At 59.6% G+C, this 12866-nt stretch carries 13 protein-coding genes and 3 pseudogenes; 9 read left to right on the top strand and 7 right to left on the bottom strand.

Features of this window, described 5'->3' with window-relative positions:
- Positions 1–22 precede the first annotated feature (22 nt).
- The 8 genes and pseudogenes from BFR47_RS15200 (at position 23) to cyoE (ending at position 7407) form a co-directional block, all read left to right on the top strand.
- Entirely contained in the window at positions 23–874 is an 852-nt protein-coding gene (locus tag BFR47_RS15200) for a bifunctional allantoicase/(S)-ureidoglycine aminohydrolase (RefSeq protein ID WP_071473851.1), read from the top strand.
- Between the two features lie 150 nt (positions 875–1024).
- Positions 1025–1630 (top strand): LysE family translocator, encoded by a 606-nt coding sequence (locus BFR47_RS15195; protein ID WP_071473850.1) that lies wholly within the window; start codon positions 1025–1027, stop codon positions 1628–1630.
- A gap of 160 nt (positions 1631–1790) precedes the next feature.
- Complete coding sequence (locus BFR47_RS15190) at positions 1791–2204, top strand: hypothetical protein (protein ID WP_245748951.1); 414 nt, start codon at positions 1791–1793, stop codon at positions 2202–2204.
- Between the two features lie 231 nt (positions 2205–2435).
- Positions 2436–3284, top strand: coding sequence for a ubiquinol oxidase subunit II (cyoA, locus tag BFR47_RS15185; RefSeq protein WP_245748950.1), 849 nt, complete (start codon positions 2436–2438; stop codon positions 3282–3284).
- Between the two features lies 1 nt (position 3285).
- Positions 3286–5270 (top strand): annotated as a pseudogene (cyoB, locus tag BFR47_RS15180) (cytochrome o ubiquinol oxidase subunit I).
- On the top strand, positions 5270–5896 hold the full coding sequence (gene cyoC, locus BFR47_RS15175) for a cytochrome o ubiquinol oxidase subunit III (RefSeq protein ID WP_071473847.1): 627 nt from the start codon (positions 5270–5272) through the stop codon (positions 5894–5896). The pseudogene cyoB and the gene cyoC overlap by 1 nt, the downstream one beginning before the upstream one ends.
- A gap of 8 nt (positions 5897–5904) precedes the next feature.
- Entirely contained in the window at positions 5905–6228 is a 324-nt protein-coding gene (gene cyoD, locus BFR47_RS15170) for a cytochrome o ubiquinol oxidase subunit IV (protein WP_071473936.1), read from the top strand.
- Positions 6229–6519: 291 nt separating this feature from the next.
- Entirely contained in the window at positions 6520–7407 is an 888-nt protein-coding gene (gene cyoE / locus BFR47_RS15165) for a heme o synthase (protein WP_071473846.1), read from the top strand.
- An 86-nt stretch (positions 7408–7493) separates the two neighbouring features.
- Here cyoE and BFR47_RS18295 read toward each other — a convergent pair whose 3' ends face one another.
- Together BFR47_RS18295 and BFR47_RS18290 are read right to left on the bottom strand one after the other, a co-directional pair.
- Positions 7494–7679: a VOC family protein gene (locus BFR47_RS18295; RefSeq protein ID WP_217645576.1), complete on the bottom strand. Its 186-nt coding sequence runs from the start codon at positions 7677–7679 to the stop codon at positions 7494–7496.
- A 5-nt stretch (positions 7680–7684) separates the two neighbouring features.
- Positions 7685–7873, bottom strand: a complete 189-nt coding sequence (locus BFR47_RS18290; protein WP_217645575.1) for a VOC family protein — start codon at positions 7871–7873, stop codon at positions 7685–7687.
- A 210-nt stretch (positions 7874–8083) separates the two neighbouring features.
- On the opposite strand from BFR47_RS18290, the gene BFR47_RS15155 reads away from it, so the two are divergent.
- Positions 8084–9439 (top strand): MBL fold metallo-hydrolase, encoded by a 1356-nt coding sequence (locus BFR47_RS15155; RefSeq protein WP_071473845.1) that lies wholly within the window; start codon positions 8084–8086, stop codon positions 9437–9439.
- Positions 9440–9474: 35 nt separating this feature from the next.
- On the opposite strand, the gene BFR47_RS15150 is transcribed toward BFR47_RS15155, so the two are convergent.
- The 5 genes and pseudogenes from BFR47_RS15150 to BFR47_RS15135 all read right to left on the bottom strand — a co-directional run bounded on the left by BFR47_RS15150 (position 9475) and on the right by BFR47_RS15135 (position 12629).
- The gene (locus BFR47_RS15150) at positions 9475–10239 is read right to left on the bottom strand and encodes a glutathionylspermidine synthase family protein (RefSeq protein ID WP_281245981.1); all 765 of its coding nucleotides are present in this window, start codon (positions 10237–10239) and stop codon (positions 9475–9477) included.
- A 44-nt stretch (positions 10240–10283) separates the two neighbouring features.
- Positions 10284–10565: pseudogene (locus BFR47_RS19230) on the bottom strand (glutathionylspermidine synthase family protein); the annotation flags it as partial.
- A 74-nt stretch (positions 10566–10639) separates the two neighbouring features.
- Positions 10640–11251, bottom strand: a complete 612-nt coding sequence (locus BFR47_RS15145; RefSeq protein ID WP_071473844.1) for a DUF1190 domain-containing protein — start codon at positions 11249–11251, stop codon at positions 10640–10642.
- Positions 11252–11260: 9 nt separating this feature from the next.
- Positions 11261–11607, bottom strand: a pseudogene (locus BFR47_RS15140) (DUF350 domain-containing protein).
- Between the two features lie 374 nt (positions 11608–11981).
- Positions 11982–12629 (bottom strand): YjfK family protein, encoded by a 648-nt coding sequence (locus tag BFR47_RS15135; RefSeq protein WP_071473843.1) that lies wholly within the window; start codon positions 12627–12629, stop codon positions 11982–11984.
- Positions 12630–12866 lie beyond the last annotated feature (237 nt).

Genomic DNA, 12866 nt, shown 5'->3' with positions numbered 1-12866 from the left:
CTCGTATTAAAGGACAGATACCATGGCCCGTAATACCTATTATGCCCCCAAGGGCGGCCTGCCGCCGCAGACTCAGCTGATCCACGATCGTGCCGTGTTCACCGAAGCCTATGCCATTATTCCCAAGGGGGTCATGAGCGACATCGTGACCAGCTTCCTGCCGTTCTGGGATCTAACCCGCCTGTGGGTTATCGCCCGGCCGATGAGTGGTTTCTCCGAGACCTTCTCTCATTACATCATGGAAGTGTCTCCGCAGGGGGGCAGTAACAAGCCCGAGCTGGACGCCGGTGCCGAAGGCGTTATTTTCATCGTAGAAGGTGAAATGACCCTGACGCTGGAAGGCAAAGAGCACCACATGGAACTGGGTGGATACGCCTACCTGCCGCCCGGTGCCAACTGGACCGTCAGGAACGACAGCGATGCGCCGGTACGCTTCCACTGGCTGCGCAAGGCCTACGAATTTGTTGACGGCATCGAAGTGCCGGAAGCCTTCGTCACCAACGAAAACGACATCGCACCGACCGCCATGCCGGACACCAACGATGCCTGGGCCACCACTCGCTTCACCGATCCGACCGACATTCGTCACGACATGCACGTGAACATCGTGACCTTCCAGTCTGGCGGCGTGATCCCGTTCGACGAAACTCACGTCATGGAACACGGCCTGTACGTACTGGAAGGCAAGGCGGTTTACCACCTGAATCAGGACTGGGTAGAAGTGGAAGCCGGCGACTACATGTGGTTGCGCGCCTTCTGTCCGCAGGCCTGCTATGCCGGTGGCCCGACCCGTTTCCGCTACCTGCTATACAAAGACGTCAACCGTCACATGGTGCTGAATGCGTCACCTGCCTATCGCGGCAACCGACGCTAAGCAAGGCAACAGCCATAACAAGGGCGGCCTCCGGGCCGCCCTTGTTTGTGCATGCATGTCTTGTATTCACAACTTTCACTTTATGCACGGTGATGGCCAGCTTAAGCTGCTCATCATCGAATAAGTGGCATAACGAGGAATAAGTAAGCGATGGAATTGTCCAGCTGGCTGGCATTGGCCGCCATTTGCGTGATGGGCGCCATCAGCCCCGGGCCCAGCCTGGCGGTGGTGATGCGTAATACGGTCAGAGGGGGGCAGGGGCATGGGGTGCTCACCGCCCTGGGCCATGGCCTGGGAGTGGGGTTGTATGCGCTGATCACCGCCCTGGGACTGGCGCTGCTGATCACCAGCACCCCCATGCTGTTCGATGTTATCCGCTACGGCGGTGCCGCCTTCCTGGCCTGGCTGGGCATCAAGGCGTTGCTGGCCAGGCCAACGGGTGCCGAAGTCACAGCAGAGCATTCGGTACGTGGTCGCCAGGGCGCCTTCGAGGGCTTTATGGTAGCCTTTCTCAACCCTCAGCTGGCGATCTTCTTCGTGGCCCTGTTCAGCCAGTTTGTGCGCGCCGATACCGGCTGGCAGCAGGGTGGGATCATGATGCTTACCGCCGGCGGTATCGATGCGCTCTGGTATGTGCTGGTGGCCCTGGCACTATCGCGTGGGCCGGTACTGGCCTGGCTCAAGACCAGGGCGGGGCTGATCGACAAGCTGAGCGGTCTGGTGCTGCTGGCACTGGCGGTGAAGGTGGTACTTTGAGCCGATGTTGCGTTAGCCGGTCTTTACTCCAGGCCGGCATAACCCGGGCGCGCGATCGAGGTTGTGTGCTGGATCAAAGTTTGGTAGCCTTTTGCGGCTAAAAATCGGCCCGTTCAGAGTCGACTCATTTCATGGTTATTGTCACGGCGGGACCCAGCTGGTGAATCCTATCTTACATCTTGCCTTTACCGATAGATGGCACGACCTTGCGTCGCTGTCAAAATCCGGCATGAGTGGGTTTGGGGTTCTCGGTGCCATCATGATGCTGGAGCTGGTCAGCGAATGGCTGCTGTCCTGGACCGGACTGTCCGGCGACGTCATGGAATACCAGGCCCAGCTGGCCGATCTGTTGCCGCTGGAGTTTATCAAGTCGCTGGTGCTTACCAGCCTGCTGGTGTTTGTCCCCCTGTTGCTGCAATGGTTGTTGCTGCTGCTGCACCTGTTGCTGCAGTCGTTGAGCTGGCCTCGCCTGCATCAACCCAAGCCGGTTTTTTCCGCCCCTGCACACAACTACTGTGTGCTGCGCACCGCCCACGGCTGTCGCGCCCCGCCTGTTTCCCTTTCCGGGATCTGAATTACGCATACAGTGTTTGTGTTGTCGGCTCGCCATTCAGGCGCTGTCGCTCCTGGCCTCTGTACGCAGTCTGATCCCGTTCCCGGGTATCTGTGATATCACCTCGATAGCGGATACCCATGATGGTCTTGTCGCTCGGGCGGCAAGGTAATTCCTTAAGGGATAGGGGAAGGGTTCCTTTTGTTTATTCGAAAGCTAATTAACGCACTTCTGGCCGGGGTGGCGTCAGTCATGCTGGCCGGCTGCGAGGGTGGCGTGCTTGATCCCAAGGGGCAGGTCGGCGCCGATGAAAAATATCTGATCATCGTCGCCACCTGCCTGATGCTGCTGGTGGTGGTGCCGGTGATCGTGATGACGCTGTTCTTTGCCTGGAAATACCGGGAAGGACGGGATCACGAGATCTACGCACCCAAGTGGTCGCACTCCACCAAAATCGAGCTGACCGTCTGGCTGGTGCCGATCATCATCATCGTCATTCTGGGGGTCATTACCTGGCGCTCAACTCACGATCTGGACCCGTACAAACCGCTGGTTCACGAGAAAGATCACATCACCGTTGAAGTGGTGTCGCTCAACTGGAAATGGCTGTTCATCTACCCGGAACAGGGCGTGGCCTCGGTTAACGAGCTGGCGTTCCCGACCGATGTGCCGGTTGAATTCAAGATCACCTCCGATACCACCATGAACTCGTTCTTCATTCCGCAGCTGGGCGGCCAGATCTACTCCATGGCCGGCATGGAAACCAAGCTGCACCTGATTGCCAACAAGCCGGGTACCTACGACGGCTTCTCTGCCAATTACAGCGGTGAAGGCTTTACCGGCATGCAGTTCAAGGCCATTGCCACCGAAGACGAAGCGGACTTCGACGCCTGGGTGAACAAGCTCAAGCAGCAGCCCCGGACCCTGAATCCGGCAAGCTATCAGGCCCTGGCCGAGCCGAGTGAAAACAACCCGGTGGCATATTACGGTCAGGTTGAACCGGGCATGTTCCAGCACATTCTGATGCAGTTCATGCATGAGTCCCACCACGGCACCGAACACAAACTGGCAGCCAAGATGAATATGGAGGCTGAGAAATAAAATGTCGTTTCTAGGAAAACTCACACTGGATGCCGTGCCGTATCATGAGCCTATTATCATGATCACGCTGGCCGTGGTGGCGGCAGCCGCCGTGGCCATTGCCATTCTCGTTACCCGTTACAACAAGTGGGGCGTGCTCTGGCGCGACTGGATCACCTCGGTGGACCACAAGCGCCTCGGCATCATGTATATCATCCTGGCCTTCGTGATGCTGATCCGCGGCTTTGCCGACGCTATCATGATGCGAGCCCAGCTGGCGCTGTCGACCAACGGGGCCGATGGCTACCTGCCGCCGGAACACTACGACCAGATCTTCACCGCCCACGGTGTCATCATGATCATCTTCATGGCCATGCCCTTCATGATCGGCCTGATGAACATAGTGCTGCCGCTGCAGATTGGTGCCCGTGATGTCGCCTTCCCCTTCCTCAACAATCTCAGCTTCTGGCTGGCGGTGTCGGGGGCGGTACTGGTCAACATTTCATTGGGGCTGGGTGAATTCGCCAAGACCGGCTGGGTGGCCTATCCACCTTGTCGGAGCTGGATTTCAGCCCGGGTGTGGGGGTGGATTACTACATTTGGGCCTTGCAGATTTCCGGTATCGGCACCCTGCTCACCGGCGTCAATTTCCTGGTGACCGTGTTCAAGATGCGTACTCCCGGCATGAAGCTGATGCAGATGCCGATCTTCACCTGGACCTGTACCTGGGCCAATATCCTGATCGTGGCGTCGTTCCCCATTCTGACCGCCGTGCTGGCCCTGCTGACCCTGGACCGTTACCTGGACTTCCACTTCTTCACCAATGAAGCGGGTGGTAACGCCATGATGTACATCAACCTGTTCTGGGCCTGGGGTCACCCCGAGGTATACATACTGATTTTGCCGGCGTTCGGCATTTTCTCCGAGGTGATTTCCACCTTCACCTCCAAGCGGTTGTTCGGCTACAACTCCATGGTGTATGCCAGCGGCGCCATTTCGGTGCTGGGATTCATCGTCTGGCTGCATCATTTCTTCACCATGGGATCCAGTGCCAACGTCAACGCCTTCTTCGGGGTGATGACCATGGTCATCGCGGTGCCGACGGGAGTGAAGCTGTTCAACTGGCTGTTCACCATCTATCGCGGTCGTCTGCGGCTGACGGTACCGGTGCTGTGGACGCTGGGCTTTATGGTGACCTTCACCATCGGCGGCATGACCGGGGTACTGCTGGCCCTGCCGGGTGCCGACTTTGTGCTGCACAACAGCCTGTTCCTGATCGCCCACTTCCACAACACCATCATCGGTGGTGCCGTGTTCGGCTACCTGGCCGGCTTCGCCTTCTGGTTCCCGAAAGCCATGGGTTTCCATCTGGACGAAAAACTGGGCAAGGCCTCGTTCTGGTGCTGGCAGATTGGCTTCTACGTGGCCTTCATGCCGTTGTACGTACTGGGCTTCCTGGGCATGACTCGTCGTCTGAATCAGACCGACAATCCGGCCTGGAACTTCTGGCTCTATCTGGCTGCCGTGGGAGCGGTATTCATTCTGGCGGGCATAGTGCTGCAGTTTGTTCAGCTCTATAAGGCCTTCTGCGAGCGTGAGCAAAACCGCGACCTGACCGGCGATCCCTGGAACGGCCATACCCTGGAATGGTCCACCTCGTCACCGCCCCAGTTCTACAACTTCGCCAAGCTGCCGCAGGTAAACGACATCGACGCCTTCACCGACATGAAGGAACAGGGCAAGGCGTACAAGGTGCAGGGGGAGTACCAGCCCATTCACATGCCGAAGAACACCGCCTGCGGTGTGCTGATTGCCGCCGCCACCACGGCCGCGGGCTTTGGTGCCATCTGGCATATCTGGTGGATGGTGATTGCCGGTCTGGTGGCCAGCTTCGTGATCTTCCTGTGCCGTGCCTATGACAACGACACCGACTATTACGTGCAGCCCGACGAAGTCGAGCGCATCGAGCAGGCCCACCTGCGCAACGTCATGATGAAGGAGGCGTGATGGAAGCCGTATCCGTAGATCTCAAACTGGCGCAACAGCACCAGATCCATGATGAGGAACACCACGACATCGGGGGTAATACCCTGTTCGGTTTCTGGCTGTACCTGATGACCGACTGTCTGCTGTTCGCCTCGGTGTTTGCCACCTATGCGGTGCTTTACATGAACACCGCCGGCGGCCCCAACGGCCGCGAACTGTTCGACCTGAACTTCGTGCTCGGCGAAACCGCGGTGCTGCTGGTCAGCAGCATCACCTACGGCTTTGCCATGCTCGCCGGCCACCGGCACCAGCGGGGCCAGACCCTGCTGTGGCTGCTGGTCACCTTCGCGCTGGGCTCGACCTTTATCGCGATGGAGGTCTACGAATTTCAGCACCTGATCGCCGAAGGTGCCGGGCCGAGCCGCAGCGCCTTCTTGAGTGCCTTCTTCGCCCTGGTGGGTATGCACGGTTTGCACGTGACTGCCGGCCTGGTGTGGATGCTGGTGTTGATGGTCGAGCTGATGAAGCGGGGTACCGGTCCCCGCACATTGACCCGTCTGGGCTGCCTGAGCATGTTCTGGCACTTCCTGGATGTGGTGTGGATTTGTGTGTTTACCGTGGTGTATTTGATGGGAGTAATGGCATGAGCAATGGCATGAGTCACAATCATGACGGTGCCGCGCAGGATCACGGCAGCGTAACATCGTATCTGCAGGGCTTTGTGTTGTCGGTGATCCTCACCGCCATTCCGTTCTGGGCGGTGATGACAGAACAACTGAGCCCGGGTATGACGCTGGCGACCGTGGTTGGCCTGGCAATCGTACAGATAGTGGTGCATCTCAAGTACTTCCTGCACCTGAACTTCAGCCCGAGCAGCCGCGAGAACACGGTCGCCTTCATGTTCTCTGCGCTGATCATCGTGATGGTAGTGGGCCTGTCGGTGTGGATCATCCTCAGCGCCAACGAGATGATGATGTAACCAGACAAGGTGAGTGACGTCAGCCAAAGGTCCGCTCCGCCGACACGCCGTGGGGCATGACACTCGTCGTTTCTACCTACTGCGAACATTCACTGGATGTTCGGTCAGGCAGAAACGACTCGTCACGGCGAGCAAGCTCGCCCCATGGGGGCTCCGCCGCGCCGTCCCTAGCGCGGAGGGTCGACGGAGCAGATCCCTTTGGCTTCCTTGCTGATCCTGGTGTTGTCTGTTCGAGGCACTGAGGTAATTAGTGAATTATGTAACGGGATCTCGACATCCCAAGGGGCTTTTATGATTCGGCCTTACCTCAAGGTCACCAAGCCGGGCATTATCATGGGCAACCTGATTTCGGTGGCGGGGGGCTTTTTTCTGGCCGCTCGCGGCGACATCGACTGGTCGCTGATGTGGGCCACCGTGCTCGCTCTGTCGCTGGTGGTCGCCTCCGGCTGCGCCATCAACAATTGCATCGACCGTGATATCGACGTGCATATGCGCCGTACCTGCAACCGGGTAACGGTCACCGGCGAGCTGTCCGGGCGGGCGGCGCTGATCTACGGCTTACTGCTGGGTGTGCTGGGCTTCGGCCTGTTGGCGGTACGCACCAACGGCGTGGCGGTCGGCTTTGCCGTTTTCGGTTATGCGGTTTACGTGGGGCTGTACAGCCTGTGGATGAAGCGCAAGTCCGTGTACGGCACTCTGGTCGGCAGCCTGTCCGGTGCCGTGCCGCCGGTGGTGGGTTATTGCGCCGTATCCGGCCAGTTCGACGCCGGGGCCGCCATTTTGCTGCTGATGTTCAGCCTGTGGCAGATGCCCCATTCTTACGCCATCGCCATTTTTCGTTACGACGATTATGCGGCGGCGAAGATACCGGTACTGCCAGTGGCCGAGGGTATCGCCAAGGCCAAACGGCAGATAGTGCTCTACATCGCGGTGTTCTGTCTGGTGACCGCCCTGTTGCCGCTCGGTGGTTACACCGGGCTGACCTTCATGGCAGTGTCCTGTGCCACCAGCCTGTGGTGGCTGGTGATGGCCTTCAACGGCTATCGCCGGGGTGTTGAGGAACAGGGCTGGGCCCGTCGGGTCTTCGTGCTGTCGATTATCACCATCACCGCCATCAGCGTCACCATGGCGCTGGACTTTCGGGCGGTGCCGGATGCCTTGCTGGTGCTGAATAGTTAAACCATTTTTCTCCCTTTTGGCCGCAGCCGCGAACGTGGCTTCGGTCCTTCTTGCCCACTCTCCTTCACTTTCGGCTCCCATTCCTGTCAACGCATGGAGTGCAGGCCGATCATGTTGCCTTCGGTATCGACGGCCAGGGCGATAAAGCCGTAGGGGCCGATGGCAAACTTGTCGCGGGCCAGTTGTCCGCCGCTGGCCACCACTTTGTGGGCCTGTTCGGCACAGTCGTCACAACGAAAATACACCAGGGTGCCGCCACCGCCGGGTGACATGCCATTCATCTGCACCAGGCGCCACAGGCGCCGTTACCCTCGTCTTCTCCCGGAAACATCCACATTTCCGGCCAGTCTCCTTCCATCTTTTCCGGCTGTTCCAGCTTCACGTCCAGCACCGCCTCGTAGAATTTACGCGCCCGTGCCATATCCGCCACATAGAGTTCAAACCAGACCACGGCATTGCCTTTCATCGTCCTGCTCCTTCATCGATGGGACACCCGTCAAGTTTAGTATCCCTCGGTCATTCGTGGCGTTTCGGTAGTCGGGCTGGCCAGCCGGACGGCAAAGCCGGTCAAACTGACGGATACTGATAGAACGAGATAGTGACGGGTGGGTTTTTACCGGCGGCGACAGCGTGATGACCCAGCCCGCATCGGCAGCAGCAATATGAGGGAACCCGGATGAAGATTACCTTTCTCGGCGCGACCCAGACGGTCACCGGCTCCAAATTTCTGGTCAGCAGCGGCGATACTCAAATTCTGGTGGATTGCGGCCTGTATCAGGGCTACAAATGGTTGCGGGAGCGTAACCGGCAAGAGCTGCCGCTGGATCTGCGCAAGCTCGACGCCATCGTACTGACCCACGCCCATCTGGATCACTCCGGCTATATACCGGTGCTGTACCGGCAGGGTTATCGCGGGCCCGTTTATTGCCATCCTGCCACCCAGGCTCTGTGCGGCATTCTGTGGCCGGACAGCGGCCATTTGCAGGAAGAAGACGCCAAGTTCTACGGCCGCCACAAGCTGGGCAAGCATGACAAGCCCGAACCCCTGTATGACCGGAAAACGGCAGAGAAGAGCCTGGCGTTGCTCAAGCCCCTCGAGTTTGGCCGAAAGCTGGATATTGGCCCCATGCGACTGCATCTGCAGTCCGCCGGTCATATTCTGGGGGCCGGCAGCCTGATCCTGGAAGCCGAAGGCAAGCGGATCGGGTTTTCCGGCGATGTGGGTCGGCCGAACGACCTCTTCATGCGGCCGCCTCAGCCGCTGCCCGAGCTGGATTTGCTGTTGCTTGAGTCCACTTACGGCGACCGCCGTCATGAAGACACAGACCCTTTCCAGCAACTCGAAGAGCTGGTCAATGACACTGTGGCCGGAGGCGGCGTCATGCTGATCCCCAGCTTCGCCGTGGGCCGGGCGCAGACCATGCAGTATCTGCTGACCAGGCTGATGCTTGAGGAGCGCATCCCCCGGATGAAGGTGTTTCTCGACAGCCCCATGGCCATCGATGTCAGCGGTATCTATGCGCGCTTTGCCGACCAGCACAAGCTGAGTCACGGCGATTTTCAGCAGATGAATCAGGCCATTACCTTTACCCGCACCGTGGATCAGTCCCAGGCGCTGTCGGACGAGGTGTTCCCTCACATCATCATCGCCGGCAGCGGCATGGTCACGGGAGGGCGTATTCTTCACCACATGAAGCGGCTGCTGTCCGATCACAGAACCACCCTGTTGCTGACCGGCTATCAGGCGGGCGGTACCCGGGGGGCAAAGTTGTCTCAGGGGGTGGAGAGCGTGAAAATCCACGGCGACTGGGTGCCGAACCGTGCCCGTATCGAGACGCTGCACGGCTTGTCGGGGCACGGCGATTATGTGGAGCTGCAGCAATGGCTGGCGGCCTCGGCCCTGACCGCCGACACTCAAATTCAGCTGATCCACGGCGAGCCGGAAGCACTGGAGGCGATGCGTGATCACCTGCGCCGCACCACCCCCTATCAGGTAGAAATCGGCGAATATCAGCGCATTTTGACGCTGTAGGCGGCTATTTCCGCTGGTCGACCCTGTGAGCGGTATTAACCCAGTATGATATGGGGTAGGTAGCGGGACAGATCCTGGGTGATGAGGCCGGTATCTTCCCGCACCGCGATGCCGGCGGGTTTATCGTCCACCAGCCAGCTGCCGATCAGGGCGTGGTTGGCGCCGAATTTCGGCAGCGGATGCCAGGCCTGCACTATATGGCCTTCCTCACCATAGGGACCATCTACCTCGGCCACCAGCTCGCCGTGGCGCATCACGCTGATGTTGGCGCCCTCGCGCGAGAACAGTGGCTTCTGCACATATTCCTGCAACGCACCGCGCCTGGGGTCGTCGCCGAAATAGGCGGGTAACAGGTTGGGATGGTCGGGAAAACGCTGCCAGAGCAGGGGCAACAGTGCCTTGTTGGACAGCACCGACTTCCACAACGGCTCCAGCCAGTTGACCCGGCTCGACGCCAGATGTTCGGCATATTGCTCCCGGAACATGAATTCCCAGGGGTAGAGCTTGAACATCCAGTCGATGGTGTGGTTGTCGGTGTCGGTCAGCCAGCCGCCTTCGCCCAGACCGATGTCTTCGATATGGACGAAGGCGGTGTCCAGCCCGGCCTCCCGGGCACAGTCTTCCAGATACTGCACCGTGCCCCTGTCCTCGATCGTGTCCTTGCAGCAGGAAAAATGCAGCCGCTGGCCGGGATATCGGGCGGCCAGTTCAGCAAAGCGGGTGACCAGCCGTTCCTGCAACAGGTTGAACTGATCTGCATCCCGGCGCAGCGGCCGGCATCGACGTTGTCTTCCAGCCATAGCCATTGCCAGAAGGCGGTTTCGAACAGGCTGGTGGGGGTGTCGGCGTTGTTTTCATACAGCTTGGCCGGACCCCGGCCATCGTAGGCCAGATCCAGCCGGGAATAGAGGCTGGGATCCCGTCGTTGCCAGGAGTCGGCAATGCCTTGCCAGCGAGCCTCGGGAATGCAGAAACGTCGCAACCACCGTTCGTCACGTACCACCATGTCCACCACCTCCAGGCACATCTGGTGCAGCTCGGCGGTGGGGTCTTCGATGTCCCGCTCTATCTGCGCCAGGGTGAACTGGTAGTAGGCGGTTTCGTCCCAGTAGGGCTCGCCATACATGGTATGAAAGCCAAACCCCAGTTGTTCGGCCTGAGCGCGCCAGTCCGGGCGTTCTTTATGGCTGACCCGCAGCATCAGCCGCCCCAGCTGCGGGAACTGCTGCTCTTGGTGCTTTTCCAGCTGCTCTTGGCCTGGGCGGTCGAGCCGAAGCCGCCGCGCGAAATGGTGCGGGTGACCTTGGGTTTGGGTGCCAGCGCCTCCTTGCCGACCGAGATGCGTTTGCCGTAACTGGCCTTGCCCAGCCGGTAGCCGTTGGCGGTACTCCACTGGCCGTAGTAGGGCGAGTAGGGGTTGTAGGAAGTGTAAACGGGACTGTGCGCGTAGCGGTTGCCGTCCAGCATGCGGCCGAACATGAAGCCGGCCATGGCGGGCATGAACCAGCTGTTGCCCTGATACTGATAGGGCACGCAGTTGTTGCCGCCGAAGTCGGCCTCGCAGTCGTGGCGGCTGTCATACTTGGGGGCGGTATCCGCCGACTCGGCCAACGCCTGTTGATAGGCAGCCTGGCACTGCTGGGCCAGTTCGGGATTGTCGTTGCGGCAATCATCCGGTGACTGATAGACCTGCATCTCGGCCTCATTCTGTCCGCAGGCGCTGAGCAGCACCGAACCGGCGATGGCCGCGCCCACCGGTTTGCCGATGCGATCCGCCATGCGAGCAAGCAGCTGACGCTTGGAACGTTTCATAAGGCCTCCTCAGTAGGTGATGCAGGCGGCGTTGAGCAGCCCCACGGCGACCGACAGACCGCCGACCACGGCGCCGGCCGAGACCTGGCCTTCGTTGATGCGTTCGGCAATCCTGGGCAGAAATACCAGCCGCACCAGGCGAAGGCCAGCAGCTGGGCGACCAGAGCGATGAGGCCCCAGACCGCGAAGTCCAGCAGCGATACCGAGTTGGCGGCGGCGCTGGCCACCGCCAGCGAGAAGCCGACGAAGGCGCCGACCAGGGCAATGGCCGCGGCCAGGTTCTGGTTTTCCTTGATCAGTTTCCATTCGTCCCAGGGGGTCACCAGTACATAGAGCCACTTGAACAGCAGCAGCATCAGAATGGACAGGGAGAAATATAACAGGAAGGGCCCGAGGCCCGAGAGTGAAGTGAGTAAAGCGTCCATGAGTATCCTTTTATTCCGTTCTTAAAATGAAAAGCCGCAAATTGTTGGCAGAACCTGCCGGGCGAAGCATCAACAGGGTTGCCTCCTTCGACACGCTTCAAGCCCATCCATGGGGCGCTCGTCAAATGCCATCCCTGGCATTTGACGGTCGAATACGGCAATCCCTGTTGCTGCTTCAGGTTGCATCGGCATGGCCTGATTAATGCCGGTACCTGTAGCTGCCGCTTTAGCCGGCAGGGCTTGCGCAGCAAGCCGGTGACAACAGCGTTGTCGATGGTTTCGTGCCGGACAAAGTGGCGCCGGCATCAGCTCACAAACCTGAAATCGGTCGGGCTGAGGTCAATGCCGGTAGCGAGTATCAGGCTGTGTTCGGCGCGCTGGTGCAGAATTTTTTCCTCGCCAGCCACCATCAGCACCTCCACGTCATCCTCCGTGTCTACGAGCGGTCGCTCGTAGATCATCACGAACTGATCGGTCTCGCTGCGGCTGCCGTCGTTGAGCCAGGTGGTTTCGGTCATGGCCACCGGCCGGGTGTTGTCCCAGGCCTTGGTAAAGACCTGGCCATCCAGGTTCCACTCCGGTTGCACCAGCTCACTGTCGAGCAGCCGGTTCCAGGCCGCATCGCCGTCTATCGGCCGGGTCTGGTAGAAATACCAGAGCTTGACCTCGGCCACGCAGTCGTCGCCGGTGCCGCCGTCCAGCAATACCTGAATAAAGCCGTCGTCGTCGGTGTAGAAGCGCAGCAGCTGGTGGCTTTCGTCGAGCATGACCCGGCCCACCGCCTGGATGATCTGGGTGCTGGCCGCGCCCTCGAAGGTCACCTTGTCGTTGAGCAACGACAGCTTGAGCGCATCCAGCTCGAAGCCGCCGCCCAGCCGCAGCCCCAGCACTTCCGGGGCCGGCTCGGCCTGAACGGACGGCGGCTGCATTTTCTTCTTCAGCCAGTCGAACATGTTATTTACCTATTAAGTAATGCAGCCTAATAGATGTGGTTCTGTCGTCATCCCGCGGGGCTTCTCTTATCATTCCCGTGGGTCCTCTTTTGTCATTCCCGCGAAGGCGGGAATCCAGGACTTGTGGCGCAGAACGGTCAGAGTGCCGGTTGTCTGCAAAGGCACTGGACCCCCGCGTTCGCGAGGGTGACGATAAAGGCGCACTGGCTCCAGAATCCACATCAGTTACGGATACTG

This window comes from Oceanisphaera psychrotolerans (assembly GCF_001870485.1).
GTDB classification, from domain to species: Bacteria; Pseudomonadota; Gammaproteobacteria; order Enterobacterales; family Aeromonadaceae; genus Oceanimonas; species Oceanimonas psychrotolerans.
Note: the sequence above shows the minus strand (reverse complement) of the source record. Positions and strands in the feature narration are given on the sequence as shown.

What these genes read in the sequence shown, in the direction of transcription:
- BFR47_RS15200 (WP_071473851.1), top strand. Translation starts at nt 23, where the DNA reads ATGGCCCGTAATACCTATTATGCCCCCAAGGGCGGCCTGCCGCCGCAG.
- BFR47_RS15195 (WP_071473850.1), top strand. Translation starts at nt 1,025, where the DNA reads ATGGAATTGTCCAGCTGGCTGGCATTGGCCGCCATTTGCGTGATGGGC.
- cyoA (WP_245748950.1), top strand. Translation starts at nt 2,436, where the DNA reads ATGCTGGCCGGCTGCGAGGGTGGCGTGCTTGATCCCAAGGGGCAGGTC.
- cyoC (WP_071473847.1), top strand. Translation starts at nt 5,270, where the DNA reads ATGGAAGCCGTATCCGTAGATCTCAAACTGGCGCAACAGCACCAGATC.
- cyoD (WP_071473936.1), top strand. Translation starts at nt 5,905, where the DNA reads ATGAGTCACAATCATGACGGTGCCGCGCAGGATCACGGCAGCGTAACA.
- cyoE (WP_071473846.1), top strand. Translation starts at nt 6,520, where the DNA reads ATGATTCGGCCTTACCTCAAGGTCACCAAGCCGGGCATTATCATGGGC.
- BFR47_RS18295 (WP_217645576.1), bottom strand. Translation starts at nt 7,679, where the DNA reads ATGTCACCCGGCGGTGGCGGCACCCTGGTGTATTTTCGTTGTGACGAC.
- BFR47_RS18290 (WP_217645575.1), bottom strand. Translation starts at nt 7,873, where the DNA reads ATGAAAGGCAATGCCGTGGTCTGGTTTGAACTCTATGTGGCGGATATG.
- BFR47_RS15155 (WP_071473845.1), top strand. Translation starts at nt 8,084, where the DNA reads ATGAAGATTACCTTTCTCGGCGCGACCCAGACGGTCACCGGCTCCAAA.
- BFR47_RS15150 (WP_281245981.1), bottom strand. Translation starts at nt 10,239, where the DNA reads ATGGCTGGAAGACAACGTCGATGCCGGCCGCTGCGCCGGGATGCAGAT.
- BFR47_RS15145 (WP_071473844.1), bottom strand. Translation starts at nt 11,251, where the DNA reads ATGAAACGTTCCAAGCGTCAGCTGCTTGCTCGCATGGCGGATCGCATC.
- BFR47_RS15135 (WP_071473843.1), bottom strand. Translation starts at nt 12,629, where the DNA reads ATGTTCGACTGGCTGAAGAAGAAAATGCAGCCGCCGTCCGTTCAGGCC.